Here is a 15,586-nt window from a genome sequence, read left to right on the forward strand (position 1 = left end):
GCATGTTACAGGAAAAATTTCCCGACCTAACTCAAAACCTGCTCAATGCTCTTATGGTGATTTGGGATAAAAATGAAAACCAAGTGATAGACACTCTTGATGTACTAGAGGAAGAGTACAAGGTGAAACTCGACAAGAACCTGCTCTATCTTGAGCAAACCAGGAAAGTTGAGAAAGATAAGCTTATTAGTGCATGGGATAGAACGAGACGCCACATGCACACATCCTGTATTATACAGCTAAAACACCGCCCTGACGGTGTTTAGCTGTGGCAATAGATTAGTTACACCTACGCAGACGTTTTTACCCACACCGCAGAGACTCCCGGTTGATCCCCTTGGGTCCACCACTTGGCTGTGTATTCTTCACCGTTAAACGTCACCTTATCACCTTTGTTGTAAATGACGCTTGATTGCCATATGGCCTCTCCGCCGCCAGACGACGCTTTTTCAACCGTTACTGTAATGGTATCGGAAGACGATTTACCGTTAGCCGTCACCGCTAACTGAAAGGTATAAGTGGCCGTTGTCAGATCTGTCACTGCAAAACTAGGCTTCACTGTATTAGCGTTTGTCAACGTTACGGGGGGGCCCGAGACTTGCGACCAATTAAAGCTTAACGCATCTCCGTTTCTGTCATGAGATAACGCTCCAGTTAATTCGACAGATCCAATCGAGGTTACCTTGATATCAGCACCAGCATAAGCGACGGGGGGGACATCGCCGGCAGGTTTTTCTAAATATAGCGGTTTTTCAACACTTTCTGGTAAACATTTGTAGGTTGATTCCTGACCTTTAAAGTTACCGTTGCGATCAAATGCATCATAAATACTGCCATCTTTATTACATAACTGACTCCACGGAGTATCAACCGGCAAGGCCAGCAAAATTGCATCCAGTACATCACCAAACTGATTGGCAAAGTCAATCACGCCATTTTGCTGGATATTATTGAACGCGATATAAGCGCTATCTTGTGCCGCTTGAAGCTCCTCTTTGGTATAAAGCGGAGTCAAAGCATCAAGATAGGTAATAATCGTTTGCCAACTAATATTTGCAGTGTAGTAGCCTGGGTAGCCCGGACCGCTGGTATCAGCGATTTCCTTTAATGCCTTGGCTTTATACGGCACCTGATATAAGTAGTTGATACCAAAACCACCAGAACCATCGCCAGTCAGATCGAAGCAAGAGTCGATGTTTGCTTTCTGCATACAGGCGTCACGACGCTCCGGTTTTAGCGGGAACATCGCCAGACTCTCAGAGCTTAGCCCCCGGTTGTAACCGACAGAAATGATCTTGGTCAGTGCCTGTGGATCTTTAGCATCTTTGGCAAACAGGCCAAACTCCTGTGCCGAACGTGCCACGGTATAGTATGCGAAAATATTGTAGTAAGACGCGCCGATAGCACTCGGGACAAAACTGTTTTTGCCCGGTTCAGGTTTGAAAATCTGATTATATAGCGGTGATGTTTTTTCTGCCGGAGTGACGGCGTGATAGTCATCGGTCGGGTAAAGATCTTTATAAAAGCGATTAGGGAACATCCGCATAAGCTCGCCATAGGCAGAATACATATGCCCCTCTAGCTGGAAGAAACCATCGTGTTTTGTTCGCCCTCCTCTCAAGGTGTTCCAAATCCCCTTAATGTCTGGCTGTGTTGCATCGACATCTTGGTATTTAGGCAGAATTGGGTAGGTGAAATAACCAGGAACATTGGCATAATCTGCGCCCATTCCTGCTTCTTGCAACGATTTGGCTGCATAGAGGTTGGCATCATGATAAGGGTCATCGATCCCTGTAACATTTTTAAACAATGCGGCGGCATGCGCCATTGCCATAGCCCAGTGAGGGCGCTCATTAGGCAGTTGGAAAGAGTAAGGTGCCAGCCAGACCAGACGTTTCAGTTTTAAAATACGTATTTGCTGATCAACAACATCTTGCCCTTGGGCTTTATATTGCTCTGTGACTTGATCAATTTCAGCTTGAGATAATTCAAAGTCCATCTGGCCGAGACGTATTTTTCCGGTCGGCATAAACAGTGCTGGATCTAACTGATAGGTATTAACCCCAATTACTTGTGCTGGCCAAGTATCAGAAGGCGGGAGCACCGCTTGTGCTTGCATACTACAAAGGCCGAGGACTGTTGCGGCCAAAATAGGCTTAACGTTGAGTCTTTCCATAATTTACACCTAATTAGAGAGTGATAAGGAGCCTCATTGCACTGAGGCTGGCACAGAGTTCAGTCTATTAATTAGGCAGGTAAGAAAATATGGCGTTAAACAATGAGCTTCTGTTTTCTTGATCACATACATATTAAGTAGTCGGATCCGAATTATCACTTGCTTAACTTTTCGAGCGAGATCATCTGGCGACGCATTATCCGCTTGGTAGTGCATCTATCGGAATTTAATCACAAGAACAGAACAAAGACAGGAGGAGCTGGCATATGTCAAAGTTGTGCTTAGTAGCTGTGCAGGCATAGTTGCCGCCAGATCAAAATTGGTAAGTCATTCGTATAAAGACAACTAAGTGAAGGTTGATTAACAACCTCCACATTATGATTGAGGCGCGATTATTTCAGATAACGATCAATAAGATGTTTTTTGAAGTATTCTGCATTCAGGCGCTCACCTGTTGCATTAATCAGGATTTGATCTGTCGAGAGCGTACTCGCTTTCTTCCAGATATGTTTATCAAGCCAGTTGAAGATCGGCGTCAGGTTGCGCTCGCGGATCAGGTTCTCGATGTTCATTTCTTTACGCATTGCGGCCATGAACTGCGCCGCATACATTGCGCCCAAGGTATAAGACGGGAAATAGCCGAAGCTGCCATCAGTCCAGTGGATATCTTGCATACAGCCATCGGTATAATTACCTTTGGTAGACAACCCAAGGTATTCATTCATTTTTCTATCCCAAAGTTCGGGGATATCAGCCACCTCGATATTACCCTCAATCAAGTCGCGCTCGATTTCATACCGTAATATGATATGGGCCGGGTAGGTGACTTCGTCAGCATCAACCCGAATAAAATCAGGCTTAACACGGGTGCTGACAAGCGCCAGGTTGTCGCTGGTTAATGCCTGATCATCTGGGCGCATGAAAGCACCTTGAGCCAAAGGCGCCAGTAAACCAATGAAGGTCTCGTTGCGTGCCAGCTGCATCTCAAAGAATAAACTTTGCGATTCATGAAGGCCCATCGAACGGGCTTCACCCGCTGGCAGGTTATGCCATTGAGCAGGAAGACCTTGCTCATAGCGAGCATGACCCGTTTCGTGGATCACCCCCATCAGCGCAGAAGTGAAATCGTCTTCATCATAACGAGTTGTAATGCGAACATCGGTAGGAACACCGCCGCAAAATGGGTGAACACTGATATCCAAACGGCCATGATTAAAATCGAAGCCCAGTTTATTCATCACTTCCAGGCTGATTTCTCTTTGAGCTTCAATCGGAAATGGACCTTGAGGTGTGATAACCGTTTCAGTACCCTGTTTCTCTTGTACTTGCTGAATTAATGATGGTAGCCATGATTTCAAATCAGCAAACAGTTGATCTAACTCTTTGGTCGTCATACCTGGCTCATAAAGATCAAGCAAGGCGTCATAACGGCTTAATCCGGTCTCTTCTGAGCGGATCTGAGCTTCTTTTCGCGCAAGCTCGACGACAGGTTCAAGGTTCTTACTAAAGTCATGCCAGTTGTTTTCAGCGCGTTGTGTTCGCCATGCATGTTCACATTTTGAACCCGTCAGCGATTGTTCCTGAACCAGAGATTCTGGCAGTAGGTTGGCCATCTGCCAGCTGCGTTTCATCTCTTTCAGGCTAACTTGTTCTTCACCTGCAAGGGATTCGCGCTCTGCAAGATCAAACCAATCGGCTAATTGAGGTTCAGTGAGTAACTGGTGAGACAATACTGCCAATTCAGCCATGGCTTCTGAACGGGCTTCATTACCGCCAGCTGGCATCATTGAAGCCTGGTCCCAACCACAGATAGCACTAAGATGGCCTAAACGGGCATATTTTTTATAATGTTGTTCTAGTTTTTGGTAGTAAGTCATCATCAGTCCTTGCATAGACTTAAAAGCGTTAACCACTAAGACTATCGATAAATGCAGAAATAAAAAATGCCTTTACAGGTAAAGGATGTATTGTGATGATTATTTCTATCAATCACGATTAAATATCGTCAATATGATGTAATAACCTCAATATTGGATGTTTATTCTGATTTAAATCGGGTGTATATCCATAAAAAAAGCTATTGATATGTTACTTAATGGGGATAGATGTTTTTTGTTCATCAAAGATGTTTTGACGAGTTCAGCCACAAACTTCGTCATTCCGTAAAGTGAGGAACGAACTTATACGGAATCTAAGGAGCACGCGGTTAGAGCTGGATCCCGGATATCTTGTTCCTCGATTCCGGGATGACTTTAGGTGCTTCAGCATTCTCAATTGACGATAATGGGCACTATGTTAGATATTTGTCACATCAATAAACATCGACTCGTCAATGTTCGAAGATGAAACTTCTGCTTCTTTAAACTCGTATTCAGCTCTTTCTGTTGTACGATCCAATGGCAGCTCATTGAAATCAAACAGATTTCTGTCGGCTAACTGACTCGGACTGACGTTCTGAATGGATTTAAAGATGCTCTCAACGCGACCTGGTGTTTTCTTGTCCCAGTCAATAAGCATTGCTTTGATATTTTGTCGCTGAAGGTTTTCCTGAGAGCCACACAGGTTACATGGGATGATCGGGAATTCACGTTGCTCGGCGAAAGCGATTAAATCTTTTTCACGGCAATAGGTTAGTGGGCGAATAACCACATTACGCTTGTCGTCAGAACGAAGCTTCGGCGGCATTGCTTTCAAGCGTGAACCATGGAACATATTAAGGAACATGGTTTCAACGATGTCGTCCATGTGGTGACCCAGGGCAATCTTTGTTGCACCAATTTTTTCAGCAAAGGAGTACAGCGTACCTCTTCTTAAGCGAGAGCAAAGGCCACACGTGGTTTTGCCTTCAGGGATTTTTTCTTTAACCACTGAATAGGTATCTTTATCAACGATATAATAGGGGATACCAAGAGATTCAAAATAGTTTGGCAAGATATGGTCAGGAAACCCAGGTTGCTTTTGATCCAAGTTAACGGCAATAACGTCGAATTTGATAGGGGCCGCTTTTTGTAAGCTCAATAAAATATCAAGCATTGCAAAAGAATCTTTCCCGCCACTGATACATGCCATGACGACATCAGATTCTTCAATCATGTTGTAGTCAGTGATGGCATTGCCAACATTACGTCGAAGCTTTTTTTGCAGCTTATTGAACTCAAGGGTTTCTTTTCTTGTATCTTTTTGATTCATTATCAAATCTCATACCGTCCAAAAGCGGACAGCTAAATAACTAGTGGATTAGTAGACTTTTAGGCCGTGGATTATACGGCTTTTACACGGCTTCTGGGAAGTTTTACCTGATTATGCCAATCGGGTTAATTGTGATGACTGGTATCGACTGTGCTTTTTTTGAACGCACTGGGCAGATTTTGCTTAGTGCAACTGTATGGATGGTGAAAAGGTGATGGGATGTGGTGAAATTTCACAACGCACACTGAACACTGAATCTTGAGGGGTTTGGCTATAAAGATTGCAAAACGCCTCTGAAAAGAGGCGTTAGCTTGGTGGGTCCAACTAGTCGATATTTGGCGCTAATGGACTAACATACCCCTCAGGTTTTAGCGCCAGTAAATCACAATTTAAGCTATCAATTGTATGCTCGGCGGTGTTGCCAATAAATACGGCTGATAAGCCTGTTCGTCCTGTCGTACCAAGGATCACTAATTCAGCATCTAACTCTTCTGCCACTTTTGGAATGACATCTTCAGGCAACCCCTCAACAACCAGGGTCTGCTCCTCAGCAATGCTATGTTTATGGCGTAATGCTTTCATCGATATTAAGTGATGACCGCGAACCGCATCGCTGTATGAGGCAGGGTCAAATTCAGGTAACTCTATGGTGACATTGACCGGGGTTGCCGGGTAAGCGTTTAACAGATTGACTTCTGCCCCAAGAATATCAGCAATGGACTGTGCTTCATTCACAATCGCGTCGTTGAGGGCATCATGCGTTTCACTGTCAGCAGCCAGATTCACACACGCAAGAATTTTCCCATTATCAGGCCAACTGTGATCTTTCACCATTAATACAGGGCAGGGGCATTTGCGTAATAAATGCCAATCCGTCGGGGTGAAAATAACAGAGCCAATTTTGTCATGCTCATGAGTCGCCTTAATCAACAAGTCATGATGGCTGCTGAAGACTTCGGCTATGATGGCTTCGTATGGACGATTGTGCCAGACAACCAGAACGTCGATATCATTTCCTTCATTCTGATACGGACGAATAATGTCTTTTAACCATTCCTCACGCTGCACCACCACGCCACGGCGCATTGCCTGGCGTTCCTCTGCAGAAAGCATGGAGGTCATTTCATAAGAAAAATCGTAGATAGCAAGAAAGACGGTAATTTTCACACCGGAAGACTTGCTGGCAAGATGAACGGCACGAGATAAGGCCGGTTGATGGTCCTGAGTTTGATCGACAACAACAAGAATATTATTGTATTTTTTCATAACTGCCCCCTGACACAACATGTGTTGGCATCAATACTAATCAGACATATAGCTCTGATTCAACGCAAGACTAACCCGATTAGTATATTAACTGTAACGTATAGAAGGGATTAAGTGGAGTGCATATACCGATAAATATAAAAAAAGTGATACATCTCTAATGATGTATCACTTTTTTTGCAAACAGATAAAACAGACAATTACGTGTTCTTTTTACTTACACCAGCAAGACGCGAAAGCTCATCGTGATCAATGATAGTGATGTATTTTCCCTTAACACTTAGCATATCGGACTTTTGAAAACGGCCTAATAAACGGCTGATTGTTTCTACCGTCAAACCAAGATAATTACCGATATCACCACGGGTCATCGTCAGACGGAACTCACGAGGAGAGAAACCTCGCTGAGAAAATCGTAGCGAAAGGTTGTACAGGAATGCGGCTAAACGTTCTTCTGCATTTTTCTTTGAAAGCAAAAGTATCATTTCCTGATCACCTTTGATTTCATTGCTCATCAGTCGCATGATTTGCTGACGAAGTTTCGGCATTTTGCCAGCTAAGTCATCAAGGATCTCAAATGGGATCTCACATACCATCGACGTTTCAAGCGACTGGGCAAAACTGGGGTGCATCATTTCATTGATGGCATCAAAACCAACAAGATCACCGGCAAGGTGGAATGCAGTGATCTGCTCATCACCTTGTTCTGTAATCGTATAGCTCTTGATTGTACCAGAACGAATCGCATAAAGAGCTTTAAGTTCATCGCCCGCTTTAAAAAGCTCCTGGCCCTTTTGGATCGGCTTTTTACGCTCAATAATGTGATCTAATTGATCTAACTCAGACTCATTCAGTGTGAATGGAATACACAACTGACTAATACTGCAATCCTGGCAGTGGATAGCACATCCACCTGACTGGATACGTTTGGTTGTAAGTTTGTCTGAAATCATAATCCTGCTAACCAATTTGATGTAGGTCAATATTTTAACATATTATGAAGCATTATTACGAGTATTAAAAAACCTCACAATAATTGTTTGATTGCAATGTAACCAGTATGGATGCCATAAGTCAGTAACAGTAAGGCACTTGCACGTTTGAAAAATAGATTTCTCAATAAACGCTTCAACTGTTCGGCAACTGAACCAACAAGGAGCATTGCAGGTAGTGTCCCTAAGCCAAATGCCAGCATAACACTGGCTCCGCCAAAGGCACTGCCAGATACGGCTGCCCAGCTGAGTGTTGAGTAGACTAATCCGCACGGTAACCAGCCCCAAAGCAAGCCAAAAGGGAGGGCAGACAGCGGGGATTTTAACGGTAATAATGATTTCGCTGTCGGTGAGATAAAGCGCCAGAAAAATTGCCCTACATGTTCAATCTTGGTTAACCCTTGCCACCACTGCCCCAAATACAGCGCAAGACAGATCATCATAATAGCCGCGAATATTCGCAACGAGATCAAGGCCGTCGCATAACCGCTATAAGCTGCCATACCCGCGAAAGCGCCACCAATAATTGCACCGGCAATGGCATAGGAGATCAATCGGCCAAAATTATAACAGACAAGGTAGAGCCAGCGGTTATGCCGTTTTTGCCCAGGCATATGTTGTCCCGGCATGCCTAAGGTGAGTGCCGCGGCCACACCGCCGCACATACCAAAACAGTGCCCGGCGCCCATCAGGCCAATGATAAAGGCAGCATAGAGGTCGATGTTCACGATGGCGTGCCTGTGTTATTTGTTTTGGTTATGCGATCATCTGCCTGATGGTCTGATTTCTGATCTTGCGCCGTCGATTTAGCATCGGGTTCGTTTTCATCAAACAGAATACTATAGCCCTGACGCTCCAGATCTTCGAACTGTTCGGACTTTACTGCCCATAAGAAGATCGCAACAGCAATGCAGACAAACACAATGGCAATCGGTATTAATATGTAAAGACTAGCCATTTTCTTTTAATAACCTTAAAGAATTTGATACAACAATGATCGAACTGGCTGACATGCCAACCACGGCAATGTAAGGAGCAACAAAACCAGCAACCGCCAGTGGCAGAATAACGAGGTTATAACCCAAGGCCCAAAGCAGGTTTTCGCGGATGATCTTTTTGGTGCGCAAAGCCAGCTGTCGTGCACGTAAAATTCGTGAGAGCTGATCCCCTAACAGCACCATATCTGCCGATGATTTTGCGACATCCGTACCTCCGCCCATGGCGACAGAAAGGTGGGCACCGGCCAGCACGGGGGCATCATTGACACCATCACCAATCATAAGGGCGACATCGGTAGTCTCAAGGCTACGCAAATAAGCAAGTTTTCCTTCTGGTGTGACACCTGATACTAGCTTATTGACTTGGAGTTTATCTGCAACAGTCTGAGCGCTGATAGAGTTGTCACCCGTTAACATAGTGACTTGAATACCAGCGGCCTGAAATTGCTGAACGAGCTCTACACTATCATGGCGAATTGGATCGTCTAATCTGAATGCAGCCACCAATTGGCAATCGCATGACATCCAGACCTGATAGCTATTATCCGCGCTATTTATCAGTACTTCAGCGTCAGGATTGTTTTCCAGTACAAACGGAAGTTGCCCGATTCGCCACTCCTGACGATTACGCTGACCTTTCAAACCGCAACCAATCACATTTTCAACAGACTCAAAACCGTATCGGGTATCTTCGTCTTCGATAGATCGGCCACGGTAAGCAGCAAATGCCTTGGCAATAGGGTGGTTGGCAAATTTCTCCAACTCTGCAGCAAAAGACAGTGCCTGTAGCTGTGTGAATTTACCAAATAGCTGAGTATCAACAAGGCGAACATTGCCTTCCGTTAACGTACCTGTTTTATCAATGACTAACTGGTTGATCTTACATAGTGTTTCGAGCACGTGACCACGGCGAAGCAGAATGCCCAATCGGCCTAAACTTGACGTCGAACATGTTAATGCCGTTGGCGTGGCTAGTGACAAGGCACAAGGGCAGGTCGCAACCAAAACCGCAAGGGTGATCCAAAGTGCATCGTCGGGTTGATATTGATGCCAGTACAGCCATGTACCCGCCGCAATAATTAAGATCCCAGCGACAAAGTAACGTGCCACGACATCGGCCATAACGGCCACCTTCGGCTTTGACATCTGTGCTTCATCTTGCAGACGGACAATGTTGGAAATCAGCGAATTCTGACGCTCCTTCATAACTTTAAGCGTAATGTTACCTTCACCATTGATGGTTCCGGCAAAGATTTGTTCACCGACACGGCGCGGGACCGGCATCGGTTCTCCCGTTAACATGGATTCATCAATGGTTGTTTCGCCCTCTAAGATCTCACCATCGGCAGGTAAGCTATCACCTGGTAAGATTGTGACAACGTCACCGATCTTCAATGTTTTCGCAGCCACCTGAGAACCATCTTTCAGCGTCGCCATTGCCGGCACCAATTTCAATAAGTTAGCGCTAGCTGCTGCGGCATGGCGGCGGGCGCGCATTTCAAGAAAACGGCCAAGCAAGAGGAAGAAAGTAAACATCGAGATGGACTCGAAGAAGACTTCGCCTTTCGCCATAACGGTGGCATATAAGCTGGCGACGTAAGCAAACAATAAAGCAATCGAGACAGGAACATCCATGCCCAGGGTTCGGGCTGTTATATTACGCCAGGCATTCATATAAAAAGGGAAGGCGGAATAGAGCAGTACTGGCGTGGCGAAAATTAAACTGACCCAACGAAGGTAGTTTCTGAATTCGGTATCTAAATCACCGAATACTTCAAAATACAAAGCAACCGCGAGCATCATGACCTGCATGGTCGCAATACCGGCAACACCTAAGCGATAAAGGTATTGCTTCATGGCGTTGTGATATTGCTGCTCTTGAGCATCAGCTTCAAAAGGTGCGGCTTTGTAACCCAGCTTATGAATGGCGGAAAGAAGATGACTGAGTTTGGCTTTTACAGGATCCCATTTTAGTAAGGCGCGGTGAGTAGTGGTATTGACCCGAATCGAAACGACCCCCGATTCACGCATCAATTGCTTTTCGATGAGCCAGGCACATGCCGCACATGAAACACCATCAAGAGAGAGGCAGACCTCTTTACTGTTTTCTACATCACGAACAAATTCTTGCTGAACTTCTTCATGATCATACAGTAATAACGATTTCAGTTTTTGCGGAACTAATTCGGCTTTTTCAGCCGGAGCGGTACGGTATTCATAATAGGAGGTCAGCCCGCTTTCAACGATGGTGGTAGCGACGGCTTCACAACCAGGGCAACACATATCACGCATTTTGCCCAGTATCTCAACTTTATAGTGGCAACCCTGCGGAACAGGATCACCGCAGTGGTAACAGTCAATAAATCTGTTTGTTTCTTTTGTCATTCCTTGACCTGCCCGTACAACGAAATCGGGTCGGACGTTGGTAAGTTAACACGACCTTGCAACATCCAATCGCCATCAAATGGTTCAAGCTCAACAAACCAAGGGCCCAGCAGGGGCTCAGGGGCGTTAAAGCGATAAGTCCCTTTCAGATCGGCACTGACCATCTGGGTGAAGTCATTATTGGCCAAGGTACGGTGGGTAAAGGTAACACGCAAGTTTGGATAGGTTGCGAGATCACCTTTATCAAAATTCAATACGATACTGTTTTCGTCAACATTAACGGAAGCTTTCAGCTTTAATGCATCAGAGACTCTCAGGCGAGAAAGATCAACATTAATGGCTTTGCCTTCCTTATAATAATTCTCTGCAACAAGATCGACCTGGTTTTGGGAAAAGATATACACAGCGGTCAGGCTGTAAATTACCGAGGTTGCAGGAATAGCAATAACGAACCAAGGCCAAAACTGCTTATACCATGGTTTTTGCATGATGATTACCTTTGAAGAATAGAGGGTATTAGCCCCTGAAAATAACAGGGGCCAAGTTTTATGTCTCAGTGATTATTGCTAATCTCATCATTAACATGTAACTGATTATTAACAATAAAGGTTACTTGTCGGTATTGTTACTCAAGTTCCATACATAGGCAGAAATAAGCTGAATTTTATCTTCATCCAATACACCGTTCCATGCTGGCATCACACCTTGACGACCATGCATAACCGTCGCTTCAACCGCGCGACGAGAACCGCCATACAACCAAGTGTTATCCGTTAAGTCAGGGGCACCAAATGCAGGATTACCTTTACCATCTGTACCGTGGCAGGCTGCACAAACAACGAAGGGTTGCTTACCCGCCGCTGCCTCTTTGGTATTCACCTTACGGCCAGACAGGCTAAGTACATAACTAGTAACTTCTTTAGCCCCATCTTTGCCCAGCACATCTCCCCAGGCAGGCATAACCCCAATACGACCATTCATGATGGTTGTTTTGATCGTTTCAGCTTCACCGCCGTATAACCAGGCATCGTCGGTTAGGTTAGGGAAGCCAGCTTGGCCTCGGGCATCAGAACCATGGCATTGCGAACAGTTCTGAATAAACAGACGCTGGCCAACTTTAATCGCTTCTGAATTACCGGCAATCTCAGTAATAGGAAGCAGGGTGTTACCTGACGCGTCGTATGCCAGAGTTTTAAATGTTTCACCGAATTTTGATTCAGCTTCATCCAACTCTTTGGCATATTGATCCAAGCGCTTGTCTTGTTGAGCGTTAGTGACAGATACGCGAGACTCTGCAATAGAACGAACGGTCTGGTCCGAACTTTGCCAACCTAAAAAGCCTTTGTAATTACCTAATCCCGGATAAAGGAATAAATAAAGTACACTGAAGACTAATGTGGCCCAGAACATGTATGACCACCACTTAGGCAGTGGGTTATTGATTTCACGAATACCGTCGTATTCGTGCCCCATATCTTCGCCTTCTTCAACACCCATGGTATCTTTGCTACACCAGTAAAGCAGGCCAGCAATAGCAACCAGGCTGCCAATAGTGATGACGCTAATCCATAGACTCCAAAACGTAGTCATGCTTCCTGACTCCTGTCATTCTCACGCGTAAGCAAATCTTTATCTTCATCTGCAAACACTAAATTTGCAGCTTCATTAAATTCAGATTTGCGGCGCTTGCTGTATGCCCAAAAGAAAACACCAATGAAGCTGATGAACAACACAACAGTCCAAATACTATGAATGGTTATAATATCCATTTGGTATCTCCCTATTTCATCGCGTGACCAAGTGACTGAAGGTAAGCAATAACAGCATCCATTTCAGTCTTGCCTTTCACGTCTTCGCCGGCATTAGCAACTTGCTCATCAGTGTACGGAACACCAAAAGTATCTCGGAAAAGAACAAGCTTTTTAGACGTTAACTTTCCATCAAGCTCATTCTTTTCCAACCAAGGGAAGCCAGGCATATTTGACTCAGGTACAACAGCGCGAGGATCACGCAAATGCACGCGGTGCCAGTCATCAGAATATCGGTCGCCAACGCGGGCTAAGTCAGGACCAGTACGTTTTGAGCCCCATAGGAACGGGTGTTCCCATACACTTTCACCCGCAACGGAATAGTGACCATAACGTTCTGTCTCGGAGCGGAAAGGACGAATCATCTGACTGTGACAAACGTTACAGCCTTCACGGATATAAATATCACGACCTTCCATTTCTAACGCCGTATAAGGGCGCAAATTTTCAACAGACTCTGTCGTCTGCTCCTGATAAAGAAGCGGCGTAATTTCTACCAGCGCACCAAAACTGATGGCGATAACAATAAGGATCGCCAGAAGGCCGACATTCTTTTCTACAATTTCATGACGATTGCTCATATGTCGAACTCCTTATGCTGGTTGTTCTGTTGCTTGTAGGCTTTCTTCCGGCGCAGAAATGGTCTTATAGGCGTTGTACGCCATTAGGAACATGCCACTCAGGAAGATGAAACCACCAACAAAACGAACAAAGTAGAACGGATAGGATGCTTGTAGAGACTCTACGAAGCTATATGTCAGGGTGCCGTCTGTATTGACTGCGCGCCACATCAGGCCTTGCATAACACCTGAAATCCACATTGCTACGATATACAGAACCGTACCAATCGTTGCCAGCCAGAAGTGAACGTTGATCAGTTTTACTGAGTACATACGACCTTGGCCAAACAGTTTAGGGATCAGGTGATAAACAGAACCGATAGATACCATTGCAACCCAACCTAACGCACCAGAGTGAACATGACCGATGGTCCAGTCAGTATAGTGAGAGAGGGCGTTGACCGTTTTAATCGCCATCATAGGGCCTTCGAAGGTAGACATACCGTAGAAAGACAATGAAACCACTAAGAAACGGAGGATTGGGTCATAACGTAGCTTATGCCATGCGCCGGAAAGCGTCATGATACCGTTGATCATGCCACCCCAAGATGGTGCAAACAGAACCAGCGACATCACCATACCTAGCGACTGAGTCCAGTCAGGCAGGGCAGTATAATGAAGATGGTGGGGACCAGCCCAGATATACAACGAAATCAGTGCCCAGAAGTGCACAACAGATAGGCGGTATGAGTAAACCGGACGACCCGCTTGCTTAGGGACAAAATAGTACATCATGCCTAAGAAGCCCGCTGTAAGTAAGAAACCTACCGCGTTGTGGCCGTACCACCACTGAACCATCGCATCCACAGCGCCTGAATAAACCGAATAGGATTTAGTCATAGAGACGGGGATAGCCAAACTGTTCACAATGTGAAGTACTGCTACCGTTAAAATAAAGGCACCGAAGAACCAGTTCGCAACATAAATGTGCGAGGTCTTTCTTTTGATCATGGTACCGAAAAAGACAATGGCATAGGCTACCCATACAGCTGTAATAGCGATATCAATCGGCCATTCCAGCTCTGCGTATTCTTTACCTGAGGTCCAACCCATCGGCAGTGAGATTGCCGCGGAAAGGATAACTGCTTGCCAGCCCCAGAAGGTGAACGCTGCTAACTTCCCACCAAATAGTCTTGTTTGACAAGTACGCTGAACTACGTAATAAGACGTAGCAAATAACGCACTGGTACCGAATGCGAAGATCACTGCATTAGTATGCAATGGACGCAGACGGCTGTATGTCAACCAAGGGGTATCGAAATTAAGCGCTGGCCACACCAGCTGAGCGGCAATTAATACACCAACGCCCATACCGACAATTCCCCATAGTATGGTAACTAAGGTAAACTGACGTACGACCGTATAGTTGTAGCTTTCTTCAAGCTGCTTTACTTGGCTCATATTGCATGCTTCCACTTTGAATTGTTCAACTACACTCTTACTTTCCTTGTGCGAACAACTAGTTGTCGCAATGCCACCCAAAGCTTGTTAAATGTCTTGTTGTTTCTTTGAACAACTCAACAATCAAATTGCTATTTTATTGTAAAAGTGGCATTTTCAATGCCAATAATACTTCACTTAACAACTGAATGACAGCTTAATGCCCACACGTCATTTACGGTTAAGCAACATTTATGTGAAAACTTTGACACCTGTAACACGGGAAGCGTGGAAAATAATGGCAGCAGAAAAACTAACCAAAGCTCGATTAATTCAAATTTTATTTTTAATGACAGTTTTAATTGCAGCATTTGTATGGAGAACAATTACATATAATGATTCGAAACCAGCAGATGAAAATGCTATTCAATGCCAGATTAAAGCAGGAACCTGTGTGTTTGAAGAGAAACAACAAGAGCTGGAAATCACTTTGTCACCGACACCAGCCATTGCGGAATCTCCCCTTATTGTACAAATTGGTAACGTAAATGTTAAGCCGACGGCTACCGTTGAAGGTATAAATATGTTTATGGGGACGATACCAGTGGTTTTTGAACAAAAAGGGGACGTTTGGCTAGGACATTTTAGTGTTCCGGCTTGTGTTCACCCTCAAATGGACTGGGCGATGAATCTTGAGCAGGGTGGTAAGAAGGTTATTGTAAAATTTACCGTGATAAAATGATTCAGAATCGAGACGGTTACATCACTAATT

At 44.9% G+C, this 15,586-nt stretch carries 15 protein-coding genes; 2 read left to right on the forward strand and 13 right to left on the reverse strand.

Features of this window, described 5'->3' with window-relative positions:
• Positions 1-2 precede the first annotated feature (2 nt).
• A complete protein-coding gene (locus tag C9I89_RS06965; RefSeq protein WP_107282620.1) occupies positions 3-266 on the forward strand; it encodes a hypothetical protein in 264 nt (87 codons plus the stop codon).
• A gap of 23 nt (positions 267-289) precedes the next feature.
• Here the strand turns inward: C9I89_RS06965 and C9I89_RS06970 are convergent, their stop codons facing one another.
• From C9I89_RS06970 to ccoN, 13 genes are all read right to left on the reverse strand, one after another.
• The gene (locus C9I89_RS06970; RefSeq protein WP_107282621.1) at positions 290-2,176 is read right to left on the reverse strand and encodes a PKD domain-containing protein; all 1,887 of its coding nucleotides are present in this window, start codon (positions 2,174-2,176) and stop codon (positions 290-292) included.
• Between the two features lie 392 nt (positions 2,177-2,568).
• The gene (locus C9I89_RS06975) at positions 2,569-4,053 is read right to left on the reverse strand and encodes a carboxypeptidase M32 (RefSeq protein WP_107282622.1); all 1,485 of its coding nucleotides are present in this window, start codon (positions 4,051-4,053) and stop codon (positions 2,569-2,571) included.
• 418 nt (positions 4,054-4,471) lie between these two features.
• A complete protein-coding gene (gene ttcA / locus C9I89_RS06980; protein ID WP_107282623.1) occupies positions 4,472-5,365 on the reverse strand; it encodes a tRNA 2-thiocytidine(32) synthetase TtcA in 894 nt (297 codons plus the stop codon).
• Between the two features lie 324 nt (positions 5,366-5,689).
• The gene (gene uspE / locus C9I89_RS06985; RefSeq protein ID WP_107282624.1) at positions 5,690-6,631 is read right to left on the reverse strand and encodes a universal stress protein UspE; all 942 of its coding nucleotides are present in this window, start codon (positions 6,629-6,631) and stop codon (positions 5,690-5,692) included.
• Between the two features lie 200 nt (positions 6,632-6,831).
• Positions 6,832-7,584, reverse strand: a complete 753-nt coding sequence (locus C9I89_RS06990) for a fumarate/nitrate reduction transcriptional regulator Fnr (protein WP_107282625.1) — start codon at positions 7,582-7,584, stop codon at positions 6,832-6,834.
• A 74-nt stretch (positions 7,585-7,658) separates the two neighbouring features.
• Positions 7,659-8,351 carry a sulfite exporter TauE/SafE family protein gene (locus tag C9I89_RS06995; protein WP_107282626.1) on the reverse strand — a complete coding sequence of 231 codons (693 nt, stop codon included), beginning with the start codon at positions 8,349-8,351 and terminating at the stop codon, positions 7,659-7,661.
• The gene (ccoS, locus tag C9I89_RS07000) at positions 8,348-8,581 is read right to left on the reverse strand and encodes a cbb3-type cytochrome oxidase assembly protein CcoS (protein WP_107282627.1); all 234 of its coding nucleotides are present in this window, start codon (positions 8,579-8,581) and stop codon (positions 8,348-8,350) included. The genes C9I89_RS06995 and ccoS overlap by 4 nt, the downstream gene beginning before the upstream one ends.
• The gene (locus tag C9I89_RS07005; protein ID WP_107282628.1) at positions 8,574-11,006 is read right to left on the reverse strand and encodes a heavy metal translocating P-type ATPase; all 2,433 of its coding nucleotides are present in this window, start codon (positions 11,004-11,006) and stop codon (positions 8,574-8,576) included. Before C9I89_RS07005 ends, ccoS begins: the two co-directional genes overlap by 8 nt.
• Positions 11,003-11,494, reverse strand: a complete 492-nt coding sequence (locus tag C9I89_RS07010) for a FixH family protein (RefSeq protein ID WP_107282629.1) — start codon at positions 11,492-11,494, stop codon at positions 11,003-11,005. Before C9I89_RS07010 ends, C9I89_RS07005 begins: the two co-directional genes overlap by 4 nt.
• 121 nt (positions 11,495-11,615) lie before the next feature.
• The gene (ccoP, locus tag C9I89_RS07015) at positions 11,616-12,596 is read right to left on the reverse strand and encodes a cytochrome-c oxidase, cbb3-type subunit III (RefSeq protein WP_107282630.1); all 981 of its coding nucleotides are present in this window, start codon (positions 12,594-12,596) and stop codon (positions 11,616-11,618) included.
• Positions 12,593-12,775, reverse strand: a complete 183-nt coding sequence (locus C9I89_RS07020; protein WP_107282631.1) for a cbb3-type cytochrome oxidase subunit 3 — start codon at positions 12,773-12,775, stop codon at positions 12,593-12,595. Before C9I89_RS07020 ends, ccoP begins: the two co-directional genes overlap by 4 nt.
• An 11-nt stretch (positions 12,776-12,786) precedes the next feature.
• A complete protein-coding gene (ccoO, locus tag C9I89_RS07025; protein ID WP_107282632.1) occupies positions 12,787-13,395 on the reverse strand; it encodes a cytochrome-c oxidase, cbb3-type subunit II in 609 nt (202 codons plus the stop codon).
• 12 nt (positions 13,396-13,407) lie between these two features.
• Complete coding sequence (gene ccoN / locus C9I89_RS07030; protein WP_107282633.1) at positions 13,408-14,835, reverse strand: cytochrome-c oxidase, cbb3-type subunit I; 1,428 nt, start codon at positions 14,833-14,835, stop codon at positions 13,408-13,410.
• Between the two features lie 277 nt (positions 14,836-15,112).
• On the opposite strand from ccoN, the gene C9I89_RS07035 reads away from it, so the two are divergent.
• Complete coding sequence (locus tag C9I89_RS07035; RefSeq protein WP_107282634.1) at positions 15,113-15,556, forward strand: hypothetical protein; 444 nt, start codon at positions 15,113-15,115, stop codon at positions 15,554-15,556.
• Positions 15,557-15,586 lie beyond the last annotated feature (30 nt).

Source organism: Photobacterium lipolyticum, from assembly GCF_003026475.1.
Lineage (GTDB): Bacteria > Pseudomonadota > Gammaproteobacteria > Enterobacterales > Vibrionaceae > Photobacterium > Photobacterium lipolyticum.